We start from the raw sequence: 22315 nt of genomic DNA, 5'->3' as shown, positions 1-22315 counted from the left end.
GCAATTATTGATTTAACTATTTGTTTTGGTTTATTTTTTAATAGAAATAATGACTACACCATTTTTGCCTTTTTCACCATAAATGGGTTTGGCTTCTTCAGGTAAATAGACTTTTATGGAATCTATTTTTTGATTGGTTAAAGGGGCATATTTACTGGTTGGTTTTTCTCCAAAAAGAGATTCTTCTGAAAATTCTTCCCCATTGATGATGTAGATTGGATTTTTTAATTCAACCATTGTTTCCATTTCGTCTGAACTCAAATCTTCTTTCTTTTTGTCTGATAAATACCCGTTGATAAGTACTAGATCATCGCTTTTTGATTGAATACTTGATTCTTTCTCATTTATTTGTAACTCATATTTCATGTTAGAACTTCGAGCTGCATATATTTTTCCTTTGCTTGGATAAAAAACGTTATTTGAACTTGCTGAATTGTAATGTCCTTTAGAGATAGCATTTTCTTGACTAATAAATTCAATATCTGCTGTTACTTCTTCTTCTGCAAAAGATGTTTTAGCTGCTTCTGAGTTTTTCTTTTCTTTAAAAACCACTGCAGGAACTTCATCACTTTCAGCTTTTGATTCAGAAATAATAGCTTTGGGTTTTGTTGTATTTGCTTGAGCGTTAGTTGTATTGATAAATGTTTCTACTTCAGGTAAGGACTTGTCAATTTCTATATTTTCATCTACGACTGAGTTTTCAATATTGTCTTGAGCTTGTATAGTTGTAGGTTGAATGTTGATTTTATGTTCAATTGGTTCGGTCAATTCTTTTTGTGTATTGAATAATTGGATTCCAACCGTAAAAAACAATAAGAAAGAAGCTGCAATGGCTAATTTTTTCCATACTTCGCTTTTCTTTTTAATTATTTTAGTGTCGAGTTTTTCTTCCACACGATTCCACACTTTATCCATTCCTGGAAAAGATGTTTCTTCAGTTTTGTTAGAAGCGTTTTTTATTTTTTGAAATATTTTTTCTTCGTTTTTCATTTATTCTGAATTTATTTCAGAATCTCATCAATTCTGAAAATTATGTTCAATTTATTTTAATATTATTTAGCTTTTTGATAGTAAAAAGTATTTACTAATTCTTTCAATTTTGTTTTGGCAACGTTTAATTGTGATTTGGATGTTCCTTCTGATATTTTGAGTTGTTCGGCTATTTCTTTATGGGAAAAGCCTTCAATAACAAAAAGATTAAAAATCGTTCGGCAACCTTCTGGAATTTTTTCTACCAATTTCAATAAATCTTCTTCCTCTAAATCAGTTACTTCATCAGTAAAAGGTTGCGATTGCATATTAGTATCTTCCAAATAAAGATTGAAATTCAAATTCTTTTTGAGTTGTAACAAGCATTGATTGACTGCAATTTTTCGAGCCCAACCTTCAAAAGCTTTATTTTCTTTTAATTGATCAATTTTTGTAAATATGATGTAAAAAGCATCTGCCAATACTTCCTCAATCTCTTCTTCTTTTTTTAGATAGCGTTTGCAAGTGTAATACAACTTGGTTGCCATTTGTTCGTATACCAAACGTTGGGCTTCACGTTGATTTTTTTTGCAGGCTATGATTATTTTTTCATCCATCATAAAAGGTTGCTTTCTTATATAGAGCACAAAAAGTTGTAAAAGGTTGGAAAGGGTTTGAAAAAAAGTTTATTTTTTTTTCTTCTCCTATCAAAAATACTATTTTTACAAATAACTAATATACATTCCTCATGAAATCCTTAAAATCTGAAGACTTTAAAGTAACTAAAACCATAAAATTAAACGAAATTCCAACTATCCTAAATGTAGAGACTTCTGAAAAAAAGAAAGAAAAACATTTACAAAAGATTCGTGAGAAATTGAGTAAAGTGCAAGATAAAATGTATGCTCACAATACATATGGTGTTTTAATTTGCTTACAAGGAATGGACACCGCTGGAAAAGATAGTTTAATTCGGGAAGTATTTAAAGAATTTAATGCACGTGGAGTAGTAGTTCATAGTTTTAAAACACCTTCATCAAACGAATTAAAACACGATTATTTATGGAGACATTATAATGCATTGCCAGAAAAAGGGAAGTTTTCTGTTTTCAATAGAACACATTATGAAAATGTATTGATAACTCGTGTTCATCCTGATTATATAATGAGTGAAAACATTCCTAATATTGAAAAAACAGTAGATATTACAGAAGAATTTTGGGAGAATAGATTTGAAAGTATCAATGCTTTTGAAAAGCACGTTGCTTCAAATGGTGTAATTATCATGAAGTTCTTTTTGCATTTGAGTAAAGAAGAACAAAGACAACGCTTGTTAAGAAGGTTAGAAACTGAAAAACACAACTGGAAATTTTCTCCAGGTGATTTAGAAGAACGTAAATTATGGGATAAGTATCAAGAATGTTATGAAGATATAATGAACAAAACCTCAAAAGAACATGCTCCTTGGTTTATAGTTCCAGCTGATAATAAAGAAACTGCAAGATATATTGTTGCTAAAACCATGTTGGATGAATTAAGTAAATATGATTTTCATTATCCAGAATTAGAAGACGATGTAAAAGATAATATTAAAATGTATCATGACCAGTTAAGTAGCGAGAAATAACTATCTTTGCGGCTTTAAAATTGCAAATGAACTTATCTACCTATACCAAAGAGTTTTCTTATAATTTAAAACTAGCTTATCCTATTATTCTTGGAATGTTAGGACATACTGTTGTAGGAATTGTAGATAACATAATGGTAGGGAAATTGGGTCCAGATGAATTAGCAGCAGTTTCTTTAGGAAATAGTTTTGTTTTTATTGCAATGTCTCTTGGAATTGGGTTTTCTACAGCCATAACACCTTTAGTTGCTGAAGCTGACGGAAAACATAGTATTGAAGACGGAAGAAGTGCTTTTCACCATGGATTGTATTTATGTACGATTTTAGGAGTAGCTTTATTTACTTTGATTTTCTTTTCAAAGCCTATTATAGCTTTTATGGGGCAACCAGAAATTGTAGTGGAATTGGCAAAGCCTTATTTGGATATTGTTGCATTTTCATTAATTCCATTAATCATGTTTCAGGCTTATAAACAGTTTGCTGATGGAATGAGTGAAACCAAATATTCTATGTGGGCCACAATTTTGGCTAATATTGTCAATGTCTTTTTGAATTACTTATTAATATATGGAGTTTGGTTTTTTCCTAAAATGGGAATTGTTGGAGCTGCAATCGGAACTATAGCTTCCCGATTTGTGATGTTGGGTTACATGCATTACATGATGAATAAAAAGAAAAAGTTTCATCCTTTTTTAAAAGGATTTGATTTAAAAAAAATAAAAAGAGAAGTCAATATAAAAATTATCAGATTAGGAACACCTTCAGCCTTGCAAATGTTTTTTGAAGTAGCTCTATTTACTGGAGCCATTTGGTTATCTGGAGTATTGGGAACTACAAGTCAAGCAGCCAATCAAATTGCATTGAGTTTAGCCTCTTTTACATTTATGTTTGCCATGGGATTGAGTGTAGCCGCTATGATTAGAGTTGGAAATCAAAAGGGATTAAATGATTATAAAAAATTGCGAATTGTAGCCATGTCCATTTTCCTATTAGCTATAATTTTAGAAATAATATTTGCTTTAATTTTTATAGTGTTTCATAATTATTTTCCAGCTTTGTTTGTAGATATGAGTAGTGTTAATGATTTGATAAAAAACACTGAAGTAGTAACTATTGCTGGACAATTACTATTAGTAGCAGCTGTTTTTCAAATTTCAGATGGTTTACAAGTGGTTGTTCTAGGAGCTTTGCGTGGACTGCAAGATGTAAAGATTCCGATGTATATGACTTTTATATCTTATTGGGTAATTGGATTTCCAATATCTATTTATTTAGGATTATATACAGAATTGAAAGCAGCAGGGATTTGGATTGGACTTTTAGCAGGATTAACTTCAGCAGCGATATTTTTGTATCTTCGTTTTAATTATTTGACCAAGAAACTTATTGAAAATAATACTATAATAGCAACAAACCCATAATATTATAATAATGGAAAGACCAAAATTTATTTTAGGAGACAATACAGATTTTCCGGATGATATCTTTATTGTTCATTTAGATTATCCACGTTTTTTAATCAATTTAAAAGACGATGAAGTTGAATTTTTAGAAGAAATTGATGATGAAGACGAACGGGAATTAGAATCTGAAATGGAGCATTTAATTACGCTTGCTGGAGAGTTTTACGATAGAGAAATGGAAAAATACGAAGAGTAATATTATGTTTCAAGGAACATAAATTTTATGTTTTATTGCATAAAGAACCAATCCTATTCTGTTTTTGACATTTAGTTTTGCAAATAGACTATCTCTGTAACCATCAATTGTTTTTGGACTTAGACACATTTTATCAGCAACTTCTTTATAGGTCAATTCGGTACAAATGAGTTTTAAGAATTCAATTTCATTTTCTTTTAAAGGAATTTCTTGTTGCGTTTTGCCAGTTACTGAGTTCATTAGAGCATCAGTTACAATATTAGAATGATACACACCTGTTTCAATTATTTTTAACAAAGCAATTTCAAGGGTTTGTTTGTCAACGTCTTTTAGTAAATAGCCTTTTGCACCAGCTCTAATCATTTTTAGAATAGTATTTTCATCTTCTTCAACAGTTAAAGCTAAAACAGCAACTTCAGGATGATTTTCAGTTATCCATTTTGTGGTTTCGATACCATTCATAATCGGCATATTAATATCCATAAGAACAATTTGAGGAATGTTTTCTTTTACTTTAAATTTGTCTACTAATTCAGCCCCATTTTTACAAAGATAACTGACTTTAAAAGATTCAAATTTATCAACAATACCTGCAATTGCTTGAGATAATAACGTGTGATCTTCTACAAGAACTACTGAATACTTTTCCATTATTTATTTATGTTGTGAACAATTACTAATTGTGTTCCATTATTAATTTCAGAATTAATTGAAACTTCAGTGTCAATTAAATCTCCTCTTTTTTTCATGTTGGTTAATCCAATTCCGTTCGTTGAATTTTGTAAAGCGTCAAATCCGATTCCATTATCTTCAACAATTATTGTCAATTTATTTTCAGCAAATTTCATGATTACATTTAATATTGAAGCTTTAGAATGCTTAATAGTGTTAGAAAAAAATTCTTGTAGAATTCTAAAAATAATTATCTCTGTTTTAGGATCTAAATCGAGATAAACACCTTCAATAGTTAAATTTGATTTTATATAATTCAAACGGTTAAACCTATCAATTTCTAATTGAATGGCATGGTTTAATTTAATATTAGTGATAAAGTCAGGATTAATAACTTTAGATAATGCTCTAACTTCATTAAGAATGCCGGTTAAATTATCATTTACTTCTTTAATGTTTTCGGGATTATCAGCCACACTTTGAAGTTGAATTTTAGCTAAAGTTAATAATTGACCAATATTATCATGAAGTTCCCAACTAATATTTCTTAAAGTTTGTTCTCGAATTTCAACTTGAGATTCAGCAATTTCTCTTTCAAATTGTTGTTGTGATTCTACTTGTTTCATTAAAAGCACATTTTTCTTTTTTTGAAAAATTATAAACAGAAAAACCATGATGACACAAACGCTAAATAAAACTATAATTGCTAAAAATAGTCCCTCTGTTCCTTGCTGCTCCATATAAAACCTGAAATTATAATTATATTATAAATAAATACTAATAAAAAATTTACCATATAAATATAGGGAATTGTAGGTGAAGTTTTATAATAATTTCTAATAACATTAAAAGGAATATTTGGTAGATACATTAATAATAATCCAATGCTAATCCAAAACACCATCATTTTGTTAACATGTATGATTTTATCAGAGTTCAAAATTTCATAAAAATAAATCAATATTGAAGTTATAACTACTGCAGCACCAATTATATACGTATTTGAAAAGTAGTCTGTAAAAAAATCATCAACAAAGATTAAATTAATTAAATAAGATAAATAATAAAAAGCTAATAAAATAGAAATTGTCTTCTTATTTTTAAGACTTTTTATAGCGTTTTTAAATAATAATGTGTAGAATGTAAATGAAACAACTTGAAAAATATTATAAAAAAAAACATTGTAAACTGAAATGTTTTTACTGTAATATTTTGCCGTAAAGTCATTTATAACAATATACCAAAGCAGAAATAAAAAGTATTTTAAATACGTATCTTTATACTTATAATAACACAATGACCCTGCAATCGCTGTGACTATTTGAAAATAAGTAAAAAAGTCTTTTAAATCTGCTAAAGGTATATTTTTAATTTCCATTAATTATTCAATTGTTATTTTGGAGGAGGAGTTAGTTGCATTTCATTTAAAATTAAACTTGTTTTTTCACTATCATTCGATTTTGTACCACTTGTACGAGAATCTTTTTTACATAAAAGACCGTCAATAGCTTTAAAATTTCCAATTATTCTGTTTTTTCCTGTAGGTTCAATATAAAACGGAATATTTCTCAAATTTGGATATTCTCTTCCCCATTCATTTGGAGCAACTTCCATAGTTGGTGCAAAAAAGAATGTTTCTCTACTTTTATATAAAGGCTCTTTGTTGTTGCTTTTTGAAGTACTTGGATAAGCAGCAAAATAAACTCTAATTCCAGATATTTTTTTATCATTTAAACGTTCCACTTCTTCTAAGTACGCTATATATTGTTTTAAAGAATCTAATTCTATAAAAGCAAATAATGTAGGATCATATTCTTCTTCTGGTGTTGAATTGTTTAGTTTTATTAAATTACCTATAGTATCTTGGTATGTTTTTTTCATTTCAACAGCTTGTTCAACTGAAATTATTTGCGATGGTGCTTTTACATTTAGGATTTCTTCACTACTCTCAGGTTTACATGCATTAAAAAAAAAGAGCGTTGAAAAAAGAATCACTGTTACAATAGTTCTAATTTTCATCATCGTAGTTTTGATTTAGTTGTGTTACAAATTTAATTTATTTCTATTTATATAGTTAAGGAAAAACACCCTTTTTAATAAGGTGTTTATTATTTTAATTTAAGGTTGTTTTCCTGATATTCTTTAGTTTAAGAGTTTCATATTTGTACTATATATTTTCAGAAAGATTAATATATAGTTAGTTAAGTTTGTTTTGGATAGAAAGCCTCAGTGATAAAATGACTTCATTGAGGTTTTTGTTATTATAGTGTGAAATATTTTTCCAAAAGTAATTGAGCTGCTGCAAAAGGTGATAATTCATTATTTTGGACGGCTTTTTTATTTTCTTCAAGTAGTTTTATGATTTCAGGATGATTATAAAAATTGTTTTTTAATTGTTCATTGATGGTTTCCATCATCCAAAATTGATTTTGGTCATGTCTTTTCTTTTCGAAAAATTGATTTTCCTTCACTAAATCAAAGTAATTTGATATAATAGACCAAACATTATCAATTCCTGTTTTTTCATATGCACTGCAAGTAGAAACTTTAGGAATCCAACCACTTGTTTTTGCCGGAAATAAATGCAATGCTCTGTTGAATTCGGTTTTTGCTAGTTTAGCTTTAGAAATATTATCTCCATCGGCTTTATTAATTACAATTGTATCAGCCATTTCCATAATGCCACGTTTAATGCCTTGTAATTCATCACCAGCACCAGCAATCTTTAACAATAAAAAGAAATCAACCATGCTATGCACAGCAGTTTCGCTTTGGCCAACACCAACGGTTTCAATAATTATAGTATCAAAACCACAAGCTTCGCATAAAATAATACTTTCACGCGTTTTTCGGGCGACACCACCTAAACTATCACCTGAAGCACTTGGTCTAATAAAAGCATTTTCGTCTTTAACCAATTCTTCCATTCGAGTTTTATCACCCAAAATACTTCCGTGACTTATTGAACTACTTGGGTCAACAGCTAAAACTGCCACTTTTTTATCAATCGAAGTCAGATACGTTCCAAAAGCTTCAATAAAAGTACTTTTTCCAACACCCGGAACACCAGTAATTCCTATTCGGATCGATTTATTTGCAAAAGGCAAACAACCATTGATCACTTCATTAGCACGTTCTAAATGTTCTGGATTGGTACTTTCGACTAGAGTAATTGCTCTACTTAAAGCGATTTTATCACCTTTTTTGATAGCTTCAATTAATTCAAAAGCAGAAGGAATAATTTTTCTTTTTTGTTGAATTCTTTTGGCAACAGCATTGCTTAACGGATCAGGTTGATTGACTCCGTTAACTTCTGATAATGCCGATTTTTTATGTTGATTTTCCAAAAATAGTCTCTTTGTGTAAATGTACAATTTTTTTGAAAAAAAAGAACTTTACATTCCATAATCAAATAATGCTTTTAACTTTGTAATTCATATAAATCTAATGGATAATCTACTTTTAATTTTCATCTGTTTATTGATAGGTGTTTCTTTTCAATATGCTAAAGCTTTGCCTAAGAATATGCATGTTGTTTTAAATCAGTTTGTTATTTATGTTTCTTTGCCAGGTTTGGCATTGTATTATATTCCAAAAATTGAAATATCAACTAGTTTGTTATATCCATTAGGAATTGCTTGGTTGGGTTTTGGGCTAGCATTTGTATTTTTTTATTCTTTGGGGAAATATCTAGGATGGTCTAAAAAGTTAATTGGTTGCTTAATTTTAACTGCTGGTTTGGGAAACACTTCTTTCGTTGGATTTCCAGTAGTTGAAGCCCTTTATGGTTCAAAAGGTATTGAAACTGCTATTGTAATAGATCAACCAGGAAGTTTTGTGGTGATGGCAACTTTAGGAATAATTGTAGCAACACTATTTTCACGAGAAGAATTAAGTCTAAATGCAATTGTCAAAAAAATTTTATTTTTTCCTCCTTTTATAGCTTTTGTAGTGGCTGTATTATTGAATATTTTTAATGTAGATTTTCCGGTTGATTTACAATCAGTTTTTCAAAGAATAGGAAGCACAGTAACACCTATTGCTCTAATTGCTGTAGGTTTACAATTGAAAATTGAAAGAAAAAGCAAACATTGGACTTTTCTTAGTTTAGGTTTACTGTTTAAATTAATGATTACACCTGTTTTTTTCTTTATTTTGTACAAGAAAATATTTGGAGCATCTGGTTTAATGATTGATGTTTCGATTATTGAGTCAGCTATGGCTCCAATGATTACAGGAGCAATTTTAGCTTCCACTTATGGATTAAAACCAAAATTAAGTAGTATGATGGTAGGAATTGGTATTCCATTATCATTTATAACCTTAGCTTTTTGGTATTGGATTTTATTAAATTTTTAAATTAAAAAAATGGAATTAAAGAAGAACATATACGAATTATTAAAAAATATTGTTGGTGAATCTTACATCTTTACGGATGAAGAAACCAGAAATCATTACGGACACGATGAAACAGAAGATTATGTTTTTCCTCCAAGTGTAGTTTTAAAACCAGCAAATGCAAAAGAAATTTCTGAAATTTTAAAAGTTGCTAATGAATTTTATATTCCAATTACTCCAATTGGAGCAAGAACGGGTTTAAGTGGTGGAGCTTTATGTGTTCAAAAAGGGATTGGGCTTTCTATGGAACGATTAAACAAAATCATAGAAATTGACGAAAAAAACCTTCAAGTCACAGTTGAACCAGCGGTGATAACTCAAGTTTTGCGTGAAGCCGTTTTAGAAAAAAACCTGTCTTATCCAGTTGATCCAAGTAGTCAAGGAAGCTGTTGGATTGGTGGAAATGTAGCCGAAAATGCGGGTGGAGCAAGAGCTTTAAAATATGGTGTGACTAAAGATTATGTTTTAAATTTAGAAGTTGTTTTGCCTAATGGAGAAATCATTTGGACAGGAGCCAATACACTAAAAAACTCAACGGGATACAATTTAACGCAATTAATGGTTGGTAGCGAAGGAACACTTGGAGTTATTACAAAAATAGTTTTAAAATTGATTCCAGCCAACAAACATAATGTATTGCTTTTGGTTCCTTTTTATAACTCGACAGAAGCTTGTGAAGCTGTTTCTGCCATTTTTAGAGCTGGAATTGTTCCAAGTGCTTTAGAATTTATGGAACGTGATGCTTTAGAATGGACGATGAGGTATATTGATGGTGTTAGTGTTGCAATTAAAGATAATATTCAAGCTCATTTATTGATTGAAGTAGATGGAAATTATCCTGAAATTTTGATGTTAGAAGCTGAAAAAATTCTAGAAGTTGTAGAAAATTATAAAATTGATGAGGTTTTATTTGCAGATTCAGAAGAACAAAAAAATGCTTTATGGAAAATGCGTAGAGCTGTTGGAGAAGCGGTTAAATCAAACTCTATTTATAAAGAAGAAGATACCGTTGTTCCAAGATATGAATTACCAGCTTTGTTAAATGGTATAAAAGCAATAGGCATGAAATATGGTTTTCAATCGGTTTGTTATGGTCATGCTGGTGATGGAAATTTGCATGTAAACATTATCAAAGGAGATTTATCCGATGAAAAATGGAAGAAAGAAGTTCCAAAAGGAATCAGAGAGATTTTTGAATTAACTGTTGCGTTAAAAGGAACCCTTTCTGGTGAACACGGAATTGGTTATGTTCAGAAAAATTACATGGACATAGCTTTTTCAAAAACGCATTTAGAACTTATGGAAAGTATTAAACGTGTTTTTGATGCCAATCATATTTTAAACCCTGGAAAGATTTTTCCTGATGAAGAAGTTTAAACTAATTAATTCATAGTATTCAAATATTCTCTCAAAACTTGAAGCTCTTTGTCTTCTTCTTCAATTGTAACTGAATAATCTTTGATAGCAGAAAGTGTTAATTTTTCAGCATCAGAAATTTTAGTGTTTCTTAACTGAATTTTTTTAGTCAATCGTGCTATGTAAAGTAAAATAATTCCCATAATAAAAACTAAAATAGCCATAAATTGAAACTTGTTTTTATCATTGTTTTTAATAGAATCACCAATTGACTTATCAATATTTTGAATCAATAAAATTGATTTTGATTTAGAAGAAGTTGTAGCAATCTCATCTAACTTAGCTTGTAAAGACGTTCCAGTTTCTTGAGAAAAATTTGTTTTGTAATCCTGAATGATTTCATTCTTCACCGCTTCGTCTTTAACAATGATTTGAGGAAAAAAGAAAAACAACACAGAACCTAAAATAAGAATAATTCCTAATGTAAGTGTAATAAAACGTTTTGTAGATAAATAAGCACTTCCAAACCAACGACCAATTTTAGAACCTGATAGCTCATCATCTAATGCATTTAAAAGATTCATGCGTTCTTTTAATACAATTTGACGATTAGATTTTTCTTCAATGAATTTTTGTAATTCGATTTTTGTCATGATTTCTGTTGAATTTACTTCAAATATAAAAAATTCCTCAACCACTTATTCGTAATTGAGGAATTATATTTTACTGAACACTATAAACTGAACAGTGAATACTATACTTTCTGTTCTTTATTAAAGTAAACTAAGTAATAATACATTTGTTTTTCTTCGTCCCAACCTTTTTCAACAAATTTTTGAGCAGAATCAGAGTTTACAAAGTCTAACTTAATTTGAACATTTGTATCTAAATGAATGGTGTTTTTCAATTTCTTACGAACATCAGTCACAGCTGCATTTGCAATAGGAAAATCAGTTACGTCTTCAATACTATATTTTTCACCTTTATCTACTTTGTAGTTTTTAAATTCTGGAATAAATTCTGGGTTTTCCATAACCTCATTCAAGAAAGCAGTTTCTTCAAAAGCGTCATTTTTTGCAAAGTGATTGATAGCTCTATTCATGAATAAAACCTCTTGTTGTTTGTCTTCTGCAGGTAAAACTACATCTTTAGCAAAGTCTTGACAGAATTTTAAATACTTCTTAGTCATGAAATTTTCATCTTGAAAAGCATCAACAGATAAGAAATGTTCTAACCAATAACGAGCATCATATCTATTGCTATCAACGGTTAAAATTTTATAACCTTCTTCCTTTTTATAATTGAAAATAATACAACCTTTATCCAACTTATTCAAGTTAATTCCTTGTTGTAAAATCATTTCAAGATTGCTTCCGTTTTCTTCAAATTGCAAGAAATCTGTTTGTACTTCACTTTTGAAAACACCAATGGCATCGACAACATTATTGTCAATCGAAACATTTGAAAAGTAAGCAACATAAACTTCACCATTTTTAATATGCGGATGATTTGATTGCTCAAACAAATGTGTTGTTATTTTTTTAGATACATTATGAACTTCACTTGGATTAGTAAAAATCTCAGTAGCTAAGTTGAACATATCGTTATATTCTAAATCCACATCATGAGCAAATTGAAAGTAGTTTTCTTCTTTTTCACGAAAAGGTTTAAAGAAGTATTCTTTTAATAAAGGCATAATTTCATCATTTAAACCATAAGGGTTTTCAGATAAAAAGATGGCTTCGTTTCGGCTTTTATTTCCAACTCTATGAATGGAAAGATTGTCTATGTGGGCGTTGAATAGGTTTATCATTTGTGAGGAAAGGTTATAAGTTTATAAGGTTAAGAGTTTAAAAGGGTTTGTGTAGAAAATTAAGAGTATTAGAATTTAGAAGGTTTTGAGTAAAAAAAAAGATTAAATAAAGTTATATTTTTAAAAGTATGTAATTCCACAATACCTTTTAACCTTATAAACTCATAACCTTTTAACCTAAAAGTTTAATTCCAATTTTCTTCAAAACCAAAATCTTCAAAGCTGTCATCACCTTCGAACATATCTAAATCATCTTCGTCATAATCATCTTCATCTAAGCTGCCTTCAGCTTGAAATAACTTGTCTTCCGCTTCTAAAGGAACTTCACCTTGAGAGAATAATAAAGCTGGATAAATTACACCTTCTTCTTTTTCATCTTCAATTACGGCTAATTCCACGTAGAAAGTCCACATGTTTAAGAAATCATAAACGTAAATAATTTTTGTGTGGTATTTGTCTAAATTATCTTCAAGAATAAACTCATTCATTGTTCTCACTTCACCTTCAGTTTCTCCGGTGTCAAATAGTGGAATTTCAAATTCTTGATTCCATTCATCATCACACATATAAAATGAAGCCATTTCAGTTCCGTCAAAACCAAAAGCGTTGACAATTGCGTTGTGTAAATCCTCTAAAGTGTTTGTTTTTTCTATAGCAATATCTCTAAAAATATCTTCTTTAGTATCTAATATAGCTCTAAATTTATAAATCATTGGTTTGAAATTTTATGAATGGCAAAAGTAAGTATTATTTAAGAAACTACTTTTGTCAAAAATGGATTTGTTGATAAGATTTTAGATTTTAGTTTTAGCTATCGAATCGTGAATTTCATCAACTTTCATTAAGGCAGCACTGCTATACCAAAGTGTTAGTTCAGCTTCGAGAAGATTCGCTATTATAGCTGGATCGGTTTTAACCCATTCTTCAGCTTCTTCGATTGTTGAACAATTAAAAATAAAAATTCCTCTGTAATTTCTTTCATTTTTGTAAAAAGGTCCAGCAACTATTAATTTGTTTTCTTTAACTAATTTATTCATGTTTTGCATGTGACCTTCAAAAGCTATTTTTTGTTCGTTTTCGGTAGCCTTTGTGTTAGTTCCAGTTTTTAAAAGGCAAAACACATAGGTTTTCATGCCATATTCATCAGCACCGAGTTCTTTTGCTAGCTTTTCATCAAAAGTAGATTCTGTTTGTGCTAAACTTGATGTATAAATAAATATTGAAAGAATAAAAAGTATTTTTTTCATAATCGTTAATTTGTTTAAATTGAAAGTAGAAATTTAAAATATTGAGGCTTCAGTGATTGTGGTTAATCGTTCTAAAGTTTCTAATCCATAAACAGAATTTCCTTTTTTATTTAGTTTTGGACTCCAAACAGCAACGGTATAATTGTTTGGAAAAACAGCAGTAACGCCACCACCAACACCACTTTTTCCGGGTAAACCTACTTTAAAAGTAAATTCTCCAGCTTGATCATAAAAACCACACATTTGCATTAAGGCATTCATTCTTTTGCATTGACTTGAAGTAAGTAAACGCTCGTTATTATATGGATTTATTCCATTATTTGAAAAGACTTGAAAACTTTTGGCTAATTCTTCACAATTCATTTCTAAAGCACATTGATGGTAATAAAAATCTAAAACATCTTCTGGATTGTTTCTAATATTGCCATAGGATTTGATATAATTGACTAATGCAGCATTTCTAAAACCTGTATCTTTTTCCGAAGAAACCACTTTTGAATTGTAGTTAATGTTTTCTGAATTTGCCAATGTTCTTACAAAATTTAAAAAATATGTTTTTGGATCCTCAAAATGTTCTAACATTAAATCGGCAATAACTAAAGCACCAGCATTTATAAAAGGATTTCTTGGAATTCCGTTTTCATATTCTAACTGAACTAAAGAATTAAAAGCGTTTCCAGAAGGTTCAAAATTGACTCTTTTCCATAAATCATTTCCTATTTTAGAAAAAATTAATGCAGTTGTAAAAACTTTTGTGATACTTTGAATCGAGAAATTTTCAGTTGCATTTCCTACATTATAAATGTTTTGTTGGTTATCAATTAATGAAATTCCGAATTTAGAAGCATTAACTTTAGTTAATTCAGGAATGTAATCTGCAATAGAACCCTTGTTTTCTAGTAGCTTAACTTCGTTATATATTGAGTTTAAAATTTGTTGGTACTCCATGAGTAATGTTTTTGTAAATGTACTAATTCGATGTCAATTTTAACTTCTGAAAAATTTAAATCACTATAAAATTACAATTCATCCTCAAAAAACAACAGTTCGGTTAATACATTTTTAAAAATGAATTAATCTAATGCAACTTTGTCTCATCAAAAAAGAAATACTAACTTTAAATTTTAGAAATTATGACAAAAATTATCACATTTATCGCCATTTTAGTTTGTAGTTTAGTTTCAGCTCAATCTAATTATGAAATTGAAATGAAAAATGGAATGAGTTTATGGCAAACTGGAAAAAATACTGAAGCTGTTGCAGTATTTGAAAATTTAGCTTCAGTTGAAAAAGACAATTGGTTACCGAACTATTATGCAGCATTAGTTAACACTTTAGCTTCTTTTCAAACACAAGATAAAGAAAAAGTTACTTCGTTACTAGATTCAGCTCAAAAGGCTTTAGATATAGAATTAAGTAATGATAATCAAAACCCAGAGCTATTAGTTTTACAAGGAATGATTTATACAGGTTGGATTGTTTTAGATCCTATGAAAAACGGAATGAAATATTCAATTATGGCAAAAGACATTTATGCTAAAGCAACAAGAATAGCTCCTGAAAATCCAAGAGTAATGTTCTCTAAAGCAGAATTTGAAATGGGTTCAGCCAAGTTTTTCGGTCAAGATACATCACCAATGTGTGAGCAAATTGCAAAAGCAATACCTTTATTTGAAAGTTTTAAATTAGAAACACCTTTTCATCCCAATTGGGGATTAGATAGAGCTAAGGAAGTATTAGCAGCGTGTAAATAATAAATTCTTAAAAAACGTATCATGACAATTCAGAAAATAATTCAAAATATAATAAAAGCTTTATTCAAAGGACTTATCATTAGTATTGTAATTTTTTGTGTAATAATTGGTATTGAATATACTTTTGGAAGAAGACCGGAATTTAATAACGATTTGTTAGTAGAATTTGGCTATTATTGCGTTTATGGTGTAGTATTATCAATAATTAATGGTACTTATTTTGATTATTTGAACAATAAAGTTAGATGGGAAAAATATAGTAGATATAGATTTTTTATTAGTGCTATAGGAAGTGTGCTTTTAACCATGTTCGGTATTTTTTGTATTAGATATACTACAGAAGTTATTATTTACAGGGAATCATTCGAAAAATTTATTAGGGAAGAAAAATTTAGTTTCTATTTAATTTCACTTTTGATTACTCTAATAATTACTTTAATCTTTCACTTAATTTATTTTTATAGAAAATCGCAAGAAAATAAAATAAAAGAACAAAAGATTATTGCAGGAACAGCTTCAGCCAAGTTTGAGAGTTTAAAAAACCAGATTGATCCTCATTTTTTATTCAACAGTTTAAATGTTTTGAGTTCATTGATCGAAGAAAATCCAGAAAATGCACAAAAATTCACCACTTCTTTATCTAAAATTTACAGATATGTTTTAGAACAAAAGGATAAAGAATTGGTTACAGTTGCAGAAGAATTAGCTTTTGCAAAAACCTACATGAATTTATTGAAAATGCGATTTGAAGACAGTATAACTTTTGAAATTCCAGAAAATTTTGACAATGAAGATGCAAAAGTAGTTCCGTTATCGTTACAATTATTATTAGAAAATTGCATAAAACACAATGTAGTTAGCGAAAAAAAACCTTTACACATTAAGATTGGTATAATTCAAAATGAATTAATAATAGAAAATAACAAACAAAAAAAGGAAGTATTACAAAATAGAAGAGGTGTTGGGCTTCAAAACATTGTAAATAGATATGCAATTTTATCTAAACGAAATGTTATAGTTGAAGATACAGACGAATACTTCAAGTTAAAACTTCCCATATTAACAAAACAAATATCAGTTATGGAAACAAATTATAATTACAACGAACAAACAGCTTATGATAGAGCAAAAGATAGAGTAGAAAAATTAAAAGGATTTTATGGAAATTTAATTTCTTATTGCTGTGTTATTCCTATTCTTATCATAATTAATTTAAACACATCAAGTTTTCAATGGTTTTGGTTTCCAATGTTAGGTTGGGGATTAGGTTTAACCTTTCATGCCTTTGATACTTTTGGTTATGGAAAATCGTGGGAAGAGAAGAAAATTCAAGAAATTTTACAAAAAGAAAATAAAGAGGAATCAAAATGGAACTAATTATGGAAAAGAATAATGATTTTGAACGTTATCAAAAAGCTAAAAAACAAGTACAAGAAATAAAAGGGTTTTATAGTCATTTATTAAGTTTTGTAGTAGTAATGATTATAATAATATACATCAACCTTAAATATACTCCAGAAGTTCTATGGTTCATTTGGACTTTGCTTGGTTGGGGAATTGGAGTCTTATTACATGGAATGAGAGTGTTTAACTTTTTTCCATTTTTTAATAAAGATTGGGAAGAAAAAAAGATTAAACAATTCATGGAAGAAGAAAAGTTAAATAATAAATTCAAATAAGATGAGTATAGAAGACAGAACACAAAGAAGAATGGATAGAAGAGATTTTAAAAATTATATACCAACAAATCCAGAAGATGCTAAATATTATGAAGCTTTAAAAAGAGTAAAACGAATAAAGGGTTTTTATACTCATGCATTAGTTTATTTAGTTATCAATTTAATGTTTGTAGTAATTAATTATCAAAATCTTGGAGAAGGAGAAAGTTATTTTCAATGGCATAATTTTATAACAGCTTTCTTTTGGGGAATTGGATTGTTAGCTCATGGATTATCTGTTTTTTTACCAGGAATGATTTTAGGAAGTGATTGGGAAGAACGAAAAATTAAGGAGTTGATGGAGAAAGAGAAAAATAACAAATGGGAATAGATTAGTTGTCAGTGTTCAGTAATTAGTATGCAGATTAAAATTTAAAAAACATGAATATCATAATCATCGAAGACGAAAAACCAGCAGCAAGATTGTTGCAACGAAAAGTTGAAAAATTGGGTTTAGAAGTACATACACTTTTACATTCTGTAGAGGAATCAATAGAATGGTTTCAAAACAACAATCATCCTGATTTAATTTTTTTAGACATTCAACTTTCGGACGGATTATCGTTTGAAATTTTTGAGCAAATTGACATCAAAAGTGCGGTCATTTTTACTACTGCTTATGACGAATATGCCTTGCGTGCTTTTAAGCTAAATAGCATCGATTATTTGTTAAAACCTATTGATGATGTTGACTTGGAAATTGCCATAAATAAATTTAAAAATCAAGTCCAAAAAAACACAGTTTCTAATTTGGATTTTGACATGATCAAGAAGATGATTTTAGGTTCAGAAACTAAAGAATATAAAAATAGATTTTCTGTCAAAATTGGTCAGCAACTCAAAGTGATTTCTATCGATGAGGTTGAGTGTTTTTATAGCGAAAATAAAGGTACTTATTTGCACACTTTTGAAAATCGAAATTACCTTTTAGATACAACTTTGGAACATATAGAAGAGGAGTTAAATCCAAAAGATTTTTATCGCGTAAGTCGAAAATTTATAGTTCCGTTGAAAGCAATTAAAGAGATTCAGGTTTATAGTAATTCAAGATTAAAAGTGATTTTACCTTCTTACAAAGAAGAAGAAGTAATCGTTTCTAGAGAAAAAGTTTCTGATTTTAAGTCTTGGATTGGGTAAAATTAGATATTCAATTATTTGTTTATATAATTTTATTTAATATATTGAAAAATAATATTTTAACCTATTACTATAAGAATTATCTATCGCTATTTTAAGCCTTAATAAAGCGTTTTCTAATACCAATGAATACAAATATCATTAAGGTAAAAACAACGAAAAAGGGAATAATGAGTTCTATCAAATTTAAAGGTAACATAATGGCAATTATCAACAGTTGAAAACCTAATCCAAAAACAGATAATGAAGTCATAAACCAATTTGGAAACGTTTTTACCTTGTAAGCATTCTTATCTAAAAAGTGAATTATTTTATCAAAACCACCATAAAAAACAGTGTAAATTTTGAATAAAATATCAACCGATTTTTGAGTTTCACCAGGCAAAGCTTTAGGAGATTTGTATTCAAAAATTTTACTTGTTGCGTCTCCACCAACTGATTTATTTCTTAAAATTACATAGTAATAATTGTATAAAGTTCCTTGTAATTGTATACCAAAAAAAGCTAATATTGTAAGCCAAAAAGAGGTGTTTGAAACATAGTAAATTGCCATTAAAAACATAAAATTTAAGACAATGTCAAAGACACTATCAAGGTATCTTCCAGTGTAAGAAGGAGTATTTTTTATACGGGCTAATTCGCCATCTGCAGCATCAATAATGGACTTCAAAATCAGGAAGAATCCAGCTGCAAAATAGTAATGATTTAGTATGCAAAAAACAGCAATTAATCCGGAAATTCCGAAAAGTAAAGTTACATGAATTGGAGTGAATTTGGTATTCTTTAATAGCAAAGCAAAGGCTTTTCCAAAAGGTCTTCCATAGTCTGATAAATCTAAAAATTTATCTTTTTCGGCAAGTTTTGACATTCATAATAATCAAAAAGAAATGTGACAATATAGTCGGAATAGTAAATATACTATTTTTATTTAGATAAACGATGCAACACAAAAGTCATTGCTGATAAAAGTAAAAAAGCCATTAGCTGATGCGTCAATCCTAACCACAAAGGAACATGAAAAAGTAAAGTGAAAACACCAAGAATGAATTGTAGAAATACAAATGATAAAAGCACTTTCATTCCTCTCTTTTGAGTAGTGTTTAAGTTGATTTTTCGGCTCTTGTAATATAAATAACCAATTAAAGCAACTACAACATAAGCAAATGTTCTATGAACAAACTGAACACCACTTTTCCCTTCAACCAAGTTTTTAAATAAGGTAGATTGTTCAATAAAAACGCTATCATGTATGAATTGCCCATCACTCATCAAAGGCCAATGATTATGAACCAAACCAGCGTTTAAACCAGCAACAAAACCACCATAAATAATTTGGATGATTAAAGCTACAAAAGCTATTCTCGCAATTGTTCTGAGTGATTTATAGATTTCGTTTTTTTCTGGATAAATTAAATCCAAAGCAACCCAAAGTGTGTAAGCGAAGGTAATAAATGCGAAAGTTAGGTGTAAAGCCAATCTAAAATGACTCACATCTGGATTGTCAATTAAACCACTTTTAACCATAAACCAACCTAAAAAGCCTTGAAAAGCACCCATCAATAATAAGATGATGCATTTTTTTATGGTTGATGAATCTAATTTCTTTTTGATTAAGAAATAAAAGAAAGGAATAATAAAGACTATACCGATAATTCGTCCAATAAAACGGTGAAACCATTCCCAAAAATAAATGAATTTATAATCAGAAAGTGTAAAATCGTTGTGAATATTAATTTTTTGGTATTCAGGGAATTTCTTGTATTCTTCAAATGCATCCACCCATTTTTCTTCACTTAAAGGAGGAAATGTATCGGTAACTAAATGCCAATCGGTCATCGATAAACCAGAATTGGTTAAACGCGTAATTCCTCCAACCATTACCATGATAAATAACAACACACATCCTGAAAGTAGCCAAATGATGACTGGTTTATTCGTTTTCATTACTTGATTTCATTTATTACAAAATTACTTGTTTTTTTACTTTAACTTCAAAAAACAAATCATAAAATTTAGGAAAGAACTTTTTCGTAGGCTCTTCTTGGACTACCTCTAAAATAGACTTCACCACAATAGATATAACCCATTTGGTCAAAAATTTTCATCATGGGTATATTGTCAAAATTAGTATCAACTTTAATACTTTTAATATTGTTATTTAGGGCATGATTTTCAATGTTTTTTAAAATAACTTTTGACAAGCCTTTGCCTAAATAACGAGTGTCAATTACAATACGATGTACCACTACAAAATCTTCATTTGTAATCCATTTTCCTATAATCTTTTCGTATTCAGGTTCGTTATTGATTAACACAGCACAATAGCCAATAACAATATTTTCATCTGTTAAAACGTATCCTGCTTGGCTTTTTATGTCATTTTCTATAATTCCTTCATTAGGATAACCATCTTGCCATTGTGAACTGCCATCTTTTTTTCTTCTTAAAATAGCATCTTGAACAATATTCCAAATTGCAGTTTTATCTTTTAAGGTTGCTTTTCTAAAAGTAAAAGATGTCATTTATTTGTTTTTTTGAATAGGAGTTAAACCCATCTTAGCTGCTTTTACTAAAATAAATTGGTAAGCAGCTTCATATTCATTAGGAATTTCTCCTTCTAATATGGCTTCTTTAACAGCTTCTTTCAAAACACCGATTTCTCTTGAAGGTTTTAGATTGAAAATTTCCATGATTTCTTCACCTGAAATAGGAGGTTGAAATTGCCTTACATGATCACGTTCTTCAACTTCGACAATTTTTTGCCTAACAATATCAAAATTGTTATGGTATTTTTTGAATTTATGAGGGTTTTTAGTAGTAATATCAGCTTCACAAAGTGTCATCAAATTTTCAACATCTTCACCAGCATCAAATATCAATCTTCTAACAGCTGAATCGGTGACAATATCTTCTGATAAAACAATTGGACGCGAGCTCATCATAACCATTTTTTGGACAAACTTCATTTTTTGGTTTTGTGGCATGTGTAATCTTATGAAGATTTTTTTTACCATTTTTCCCCCTAAAAATTCATGTCCATGAAATGTCCATCCATTCTTTTTACTAAATTTTTTTGTGGGAGCTTTTCCAATATCGTGCAACAAAGCAGCCCAACGCAACCAGACATCATCAGTATTTGGGCAAATATTATCTACAACTTCTAAGGTATGATAAAAGTTGTTTTTATGGGTATGACCTTCAATTTCTTCTACATTATTTAATGCAGTTAATTCAGGAAGGATAATGTCTAAAAGTCCAGTTTTGTATAAAAGTAGAAAGCCAATTGAAGGTTTGTCTGTTAAAAGAATTTTGTTTAATTCGTCTACAATTCGTTCTCCAGAAATGATTGAAATTCGTTCTTTATTTCTTGAAATAGCCTCTAAAGATTCAGCCTCGATTTCGAAATTCAATTGTGTTGCAAAACGAATTGCACGCATCATTCGTAAAGGGTCATCAGAATAAGTGATATCAGGATTTAAAGGTGTTCTGATGGTTTTAGATTCCAAATCTGAAACACCATTAAATGGATCAACTAAATCACCATAATTGTTTTCATTCAAAGAAAAAGCTAAAGCATTTATAGTAAAATCTCTTCTTTCTTGATCATCTTGAAGCGTTCCAATTTCAACTTTTGGATTTCGACTTTCTGTTTGATAGCTTTCTTTTCTAGCACCTACAAATTCGATGTCTGTGTCTTTGTAACGAAGCATTGCTGTTCCGTAGTTTTTAAAAAGTTGGACTTTTGGTTTGTTTGGTAAGAGCTCAGAAACTTTAAGAGCTAAATCAATACCACTTCCAACAGCAACGACGTCTATATCTTTCTTAGAAGGTCTATTTAAGAGAAAATCGCGAACAAAACCACCGATAACATAAGTTTCAACATTAAGTTCTTGACTTGCCTTTGCAATGATTTTAAAAATTGGGTTATTTAGAGCTTTTGTGTAATTCATTTTTTTACCGCAGAT

The 22315-nt window shown here is 29.2% G+C and carries 26 protein-coding genes; 10 read left to right on the top strand and 16 right to left on the bottom strand.

From position 1 onward, the window contains the following. Positions 1-30: 30 nt before the first annotated feature. Positions 31-990: a hypothetical protein gene (locus AABJ49_RS12235; protein WP_338378565.1), complete on the bottom strand. Its 960-nt coding sequence runs from the start codon at positions 988-990 to the stop codon at positions 31-33. 62 nt (positions 991-1052) lie between these two features. Then, on the bottom strand, positions 1053-1586 hold the full coding sequence (locus tag AABJ49_RS12230; protein ID WP_338378602.1) for a sigma-70 family RNA polymerase sigma factor: 534 nt from the start codon (positions 1584-1586) through the stop codon (positions 1053-1055). A gap of 131 nt (positions 1587-1717) precedes the next feature. Between AABJ49_RS12230 and AABJ49_RS12225 the strand changes: the two genes are divergently transcribed. From AABJ49_RS12225 to AABJ49_RS12215, 3 genes are read left to right on the top strand one after another with little or no spacing between them, the layout of a single operon-like run. Beyond that, positions 1718-2596 (top strand): PPK2 family polyphosphate kinase, encoded by an 879-nt coding sequence (locus tag AABJ49_RS12225; RefSeq protein ID WP_338378564.1) that lies wholly within the window; start codon positions 1718-1720, stop codon positions 2594-2596. Positions 2597-2622: 26 nt separating this feature from the next. Beyond that, positions 2623-4017, top strand: a complete 1395-nt coding sequence (locus AABJ49_RS12220) for an MATE family efflux transporter (protein WP_338378563.1) — start codon at positions 2623-2625, stop codon at positions 4015-4017. 10 nt (positions 4018-4027) lie between these two features. Next, positions 4028-4255, top strand: coding sequence for a hypothetical protein (locus AABJ49_RS12215; RefSeq protein WP_338378562.1), 228 nt, complete (start codon positions 4028-4030; stop codon positions 4253-4255). 9 nt (positions 4256-4264) lie between these two features. On the opposite strand, the gene AABJ49_RS12210 is transcribed toward AABJ49_RS12215, so the two are convergent. The 5 genes from AABJ49_RS12210 to meaB all read right to left on the bottom strand — a co-directional run bounded on the left by AABJ49_RS12210 (position 4265) and on the right by meaB (position 8274). Beyond that, positions 4265-4906, bottom strand: coding sequence for a response regulator transcription factor (locus tag AABJ49_RS12210; RefSeq protein ID WP_338378561.1), 642 nt, complete (start codon positions 4904-4906; stop codon positions 4265-4267). After that, entirely contained in the window at positions 4906-5553 is a 648-nt protein-coding gene (locus tag AABJ49_RS12205; protein WP_338378560.1) for an ATP-binding protein, read from the bottom strand. The genes AABJ49_RS12210 and AABJ49_RS12205 overlap by 1 nt, the downstream gene beginning before the upstream one ends. Positions 5554-5633: 80 nt before the next feature. Next, positions 5634-6305, bottom strand: a complete 672-nt coding sequence (locus AABJ49_RS12200) for a hypothetical protein (protein WP_338378559.1) — start codon at positions 6303-6305, stop codon at positions 5634-5636. Positions 6306-6319: 14 nt separating this feature from the next. Further along, on the bottom strand, positions 6320-6949 hold the full coding sequence (locus AABJ49_RS12195) for a hypothetical protein (RefSeq protein ID WP_338378558.1): 630 nt from the start codon (positions 6947-6949) through the stop codon (positions 6320-6322). A gap of 239 nt (positions 6950-7188) precedes the next feature. Next, positions 7189-8274: a methylmalonyl Co-A mutase-associated GTPase MeaB gene (gene meaB, locus AABJ49_RS12190; protein ID WP_338378557.1), complete on the bottom strand. Its 1086-nt coding sequence runs from the start codon at positions 8272-8274 to the stop codon at positions 7189-7191. 100 nt (positions 8275-8374) lie between these two features. Here meaB and AABJ49_RS12185 point away from each other — a divergent pair, with 100 nt between their 5' ends. Further along, positions 8375-9286: an AEC family transporter gene (locus AABJ49_RS12185; RefSeq protein WP_338378556.1), complete on the top strand. Its 912-nt coding sequence runs from the start codon at positions 8375-8377 to the stop codon at positions 9284-9286. A gap of 9 nt (positions 9287-9295) precedes the next feature. Beyond that, positions 9296-10702, top strand: a complete 1407-nt coding sequence (locus AABJ49_RS12180; protein ID WP_338378555.1) for an FAD-linked oxidase C-terminal domain-containing protein — start codon at positions 9296-9298, stop codon at positions 10700-10702. A gap of 5 nt (positions 10703-10707) precedes the next feature. Here the strand turns inward: AABJ49_RS12180 and AABJ49_RS12175 are convergent, their stop codons facing one another. The 5 genes from AABJ49_RS12175 to AABJ49_RS12155 form a co-directional block, all read right to left on the bottom strand. Beyond that, the gene (locus AABJ49_RS12175) at positions 10708-11334 is read right to left on the bottom strand and encodes a hypothetical protein (protein ID WP_338378554.1); all 627 of its coding nucleotides are present in this window, start codon (positions 11332-11334) and stop codon (positions 10708-10710) included. A 101-nt stretch (positions 11335-11435) separates the two neighbouring features. Next, the gene (locus tag AABJ49_RS12170; RefSeq protein WP_338378553.1) at positions 11436-12494 is read right to left on the bottom strand and encodes a nucleoid-associated protein; all 1059 of its coding nucleotides are present in this window, start codon (positions 12492-12494) and stop codon (positions 11436-11438) included. Positions 12495-12679: 185 nt separating this feature from the next. Then, a complete protein-coding gene (locus tag AABJ49_RS12165) occupies positions 12680-13207 on the bottom strand; it encodes a hypothetical protein (RefSeq protein WP_338378552.1) in 528 nt (175 codons plus the stop codon). A gap of 81 nt (positions 13208-13288) precedes the next feature. Continuing rightward, the gene (locus AABJ49_RS12160) at positions 13289-13741 is read right to left on the bottom strand and encodes a YciI family protein (RefSeq protein WP_338378551.1); all 453 of its coding nucleotides are present in this window, start codon (positions 13739-13741) and stop codon (positions 13289-13291) included. Between the two features lie 33 nt (positions 13742-13774). Beyond that, a complete protein-coding gene (locus tag AABJ49_RS12155) occupies positions 13775-14689 on the bottom strand; it encodes a glutaminase (protein WP_338378550.1) in 915 nt (304 codons plus the stop codon). A 185-nt stretch (positions 14690-14874) separates the two neighbouring features. Between AABJ49_RS12155 and AABJ49_RS12150 the strand changes: the two genes are divergently transcribed. Genes AABJ49_RS12150 through AABJ49_RS12130 form a run of 5 tightly spaced genes read left to right on the top strand, consistent with a single transcriptional unit; the run spans position 14875 to position 18350 of the window. Next, the gene (locus AABJ49_RS12150; RefSeq protein WP_338378549.1) at positions 14875-15495 is read left to right on the top strand and encodes a hypothetical protein; all 621 of its coding nucleotides are present in this window, start codon (positions 14875-14877) and stop codon (positions 15493-15495) included. Between the two features lie 21 nt (positions 15496-15516). Continuing rightward, complete coding sequence (locus tag AABJ49_RS12145) at positions 15517-16872, top strand: 2TM domain-containing protein (RefSeq protein ID WP_338378548.1); 1356 nt, start codon at positions 15517-15519, stop codon at positions 16870-16872. 2 nt (positions 16873-16874) lie between these two features. Next, the gene (locus AABJ49_RS12140; RefSeq protein WP_338378547.1) at positions 16875-17174 is read left to right on the top strand and encodes a 2TM domain-containing protein; all 300 of its coding nucleotides are present in this window, start codon (positions 16875-16877) and stop codon (positions 17172-17174) included. A 1-nt stretch (position 17175) separates the two neighbouring features. Continuing rightward, the gene (locus AABJ49_RS12135) at positions 17176-17544 is read left to right on the top strand and encodes a 2TM domain-containing protein (RefSeq protein ID WP_338378546.1); all 369 of its coding nucleotides are present in this window, start codon (positions 17176-17178) and stop codon (positions 17542-17544) included. A gap of 50 nt (positions 17545-17594) precedes the next feature. Beyond that, the gene (locus tag AABJ49_RS12130; RefSeq protein ID WP_338378545.1) at positions 17595-18350 is read left to right on the top strand and encodes a LytTR family DNA-binding domain-containing protein; all 756 of its coding nucleotides are present in this window, start codon (positions 17595-17597) and stop codon (positions 18348-18350) included. A 94-nt stretch (positions 18351-18444) separates the two neighbouring features. Here the strand turns inward: AABJ49_RS12130 and AABJ49_RS12125 are convergent, their stop codons facing one another. From AABJ49_RS12125 to AABJ49_RS12110, 4 genes are all read right to left on the bottom strand, one after another. Next, entirely contained in the window at positions 18445-19218 is a 774-nt protein-coding gene (locus AABJ49_RS12125; RefSeq protein ID WP_338378544.1) for a CDP-alcohol phosphatidyltransferase family protein, read from the bottom strand. A gap of 56 nt (positions 19219-19274) precedes the next feature. Then, positions 19275-20294 (bottom strand): COX15/CtaA family protein, encoded by a 1020-nt coding sequence (locus AABJ49_RS12120; protein WP_338378543.1) that lies wholly within the window; start codon positions 20292-20294, stop codon positions 19275-19277. Positions 20295-20362: 68 nt separating this feature from the next. Further along, on the bottom strand, positions 20363-20872 hold the full coding sequence (locus AABJ49_RS12115) for a GNAT family N-acetyltransferase (RefSeq protein WP_338378542.1): 510 nt from the start codon (positions 20870-20872) through the stop codon (positions 20363-20365). Continuing rightward, positions 20873-22300, bottom strand: a complete 1428-nt coding sequence (locus tag AABJ49_RS12110) for an HD domain-containing protein (RefSeq protein WP_338378541.1) — start codon at positions 22298-22300, stop codon at positions 20873-20875. Positions 22301-22315 lie beyond the last annotated feature (15 nt).

The sequence above is a fragment of the uncultured Flavobacterium sp. genome (assembly GCF_963922255.1).
Classification (GTDB): domain Bacteria; phylum Bacteroidota; class Bacteroidia; order Flavobacteriales; family Flavobacteriaceae; genus Flavobacterium.
Note: the sequence above shows the minus strand (reverse complement) of the source record. Positions and strands in the feature narration are given on the sequence as shown.

Bases quoted from the DNA above. Each gene is read 5' to 3' on its own strand.
- AABJ49_RS12145 (WP_338378548.1), top strand. From the start codon at position 15,517: ATGACAATTCAGAAAATAATTCAAAATATAATAAAAGCTTTATTCAAA.
- AABJ49_RS12135 (WP_338378546.1), top strand. From the start codon at position 17,176: ATGAGTATAGAAGACAGAACACAAAGAAGAATGGATAGAAGAGATTTT.
- AABJ49_RS12210 (WP_338378561.1), bottom strand. From the start codon at position 4,906: ATGGAAAAGTATTCAGTAGTTCTTGTAGAAGATCACACGTTATTATCT.
- AABJ49_RS12120 (WP_338378543.1), bottom strand. From the start codon at position 20,294: ATGAAAACGAATAAACCAGTCATCATTTGGCTACTTTCAGGATGTGTG.
- AABJ49_RS12170 (WP_338378553.1), bottom strand. From the start codon at position 12,494: ATGATAAACCTATTCAACGCCCACATAGACAATCTTTCCATTCATAGA.
- AABJ49_RS12160 (WP_338378551.1), bottom strand. From the start codon at position 13,741: ATGAAAAAAATACTTTTTATTCTTTCAATATTTATTTATACATCAAGT.
- AABJ49_RS12205 (WP_338378560.1), bottom strand. From the start codon at position 5,553: ATGAAACAAGTAGAATCACAACAACAATTTGAAAGAGAAATTGCTGAA.
- AABJ49_RS12140 (WP_338378547.1), top strand. From the start codon at position 16,875: ATGGAAAAGAATAATGATTTTGAACGTTATCAAAAAGCTAAAAAACAA.
- AABJ49_RS12110 (WP_338378541.1), bottom strand. From the start codon at position 22,300: ATGAATTACACAAAAGCTCTAAATAACCCAATTTTTAAAATCATTGCA.
- AABJ49_RS12220 (WP_338378563.1), top strand. From the start codon at position 2,623: ATGAACTTATCTACCTATACCAAAGAGTTTTCTTATAATTTAAAACTA.
- AABJ49_RS12230 (WP_338378602.1), bottom strand. From the start codon at position 1,586: ATGGATGAAAAAATAATCATAGCCTGCAAAAAAAATCAACGTGAAGCC.
- AABJ49_RS12225 (WP_338378564.1), top strand. From the start codon at position 1,718: ATGAAATCCTTAAAATCTGAAGACTTTAAAGTAACTAAAACCATAAAA.
- AABJ49_RS12155 (WP_338378550.1), bottom strand. From the start codon at position 14,689: ATGGAGTACCAACAAATTTTAAACTCAATATATAACGAAGTTAAGCTA.
- AABJ49_RS12195 (WP_338378558.1), bottom strand. From the start codon at position 6,949: ATGATGAAAATTAGAACTATTGTAACAGTGATTCTTTTTTCAACGCTC.
- AABJ49_RS12215 (WP_338378562.1), top strand. From the start codon at position 4,028: ATGGAAAGACCAAAATTTATTTTAGGAGACAATACAGATTTTCCGGAT.
- AABJ49_RS12235 (WP_338378565.1), bottom strand. From the start codon at position 990: ATGAAAAACGAAGAAAAAATATTTCAAAAAATAAAAAACGCTTCTAAC.
- AABJ49_RS12185 (WP_338378556.1), top strand. From the start codon at position 8,375: ATGGATAATCTACTTTTAATTTTCATCTGTTTATTGATAGGTGTTTCT.
- AABJ49_RS12115 (WP_338378542.1), bottom strand. From the start codon at position 20,872: ATGACATCTTTTACTTTTAGAAAAGCAACCTTAAAAGATAAAACTGCA.
- AABJ49_RS12165 (WP_338378552.1), bottom strand. From the start codon at position 13,207: ATGATTTATAAATTTAGAGCTATATTAGATACTAAAGAAGATATTTTT.
- AABJ49_RS12180 (WP_338378555.1), top strand. From the start codon at position 9,296: ATGGAATTAAAGAAGAACATATACGAATTATTAAAAAATATTGTTGGT.
- AABJ49_RS12175 (WP_338378554.1), bottom strand. From the start codon at position 11,334: ATGACAAAAATCGAATTACAAAAATTCATTGAAGAAAAATCTAATCGT.
- AABJ49_RS12130 (WP_338378545.1), top strand. From the start codon at position 17,595: ATGAATATCATAATCATCGAAGACGAAAAACCAGCAGCAAGATTGTTG.
- AABJ49_RS12150 (WP_338378549.1), top strand. From the start codon at position 14,875: ATGACAAAAATTATCACATTTATCGCCATTTTAGTTTGTAGTTTAGTT.
- AABJ49_RS12125 (WP_338378544.1), bottom strand. From the start codon at position 19,218: ATGTCAAAACTTGCCGAAAAAGATAAATTTTTAGATTTATCAGACTAT.
- AABJ49_RS12200 (WP_338378559.1), bottom strand. From the start codon at position 6,305: ATGGAAATTAAAAATATACCTTTAGCAGATTTAAAAGACTTTTTTACT.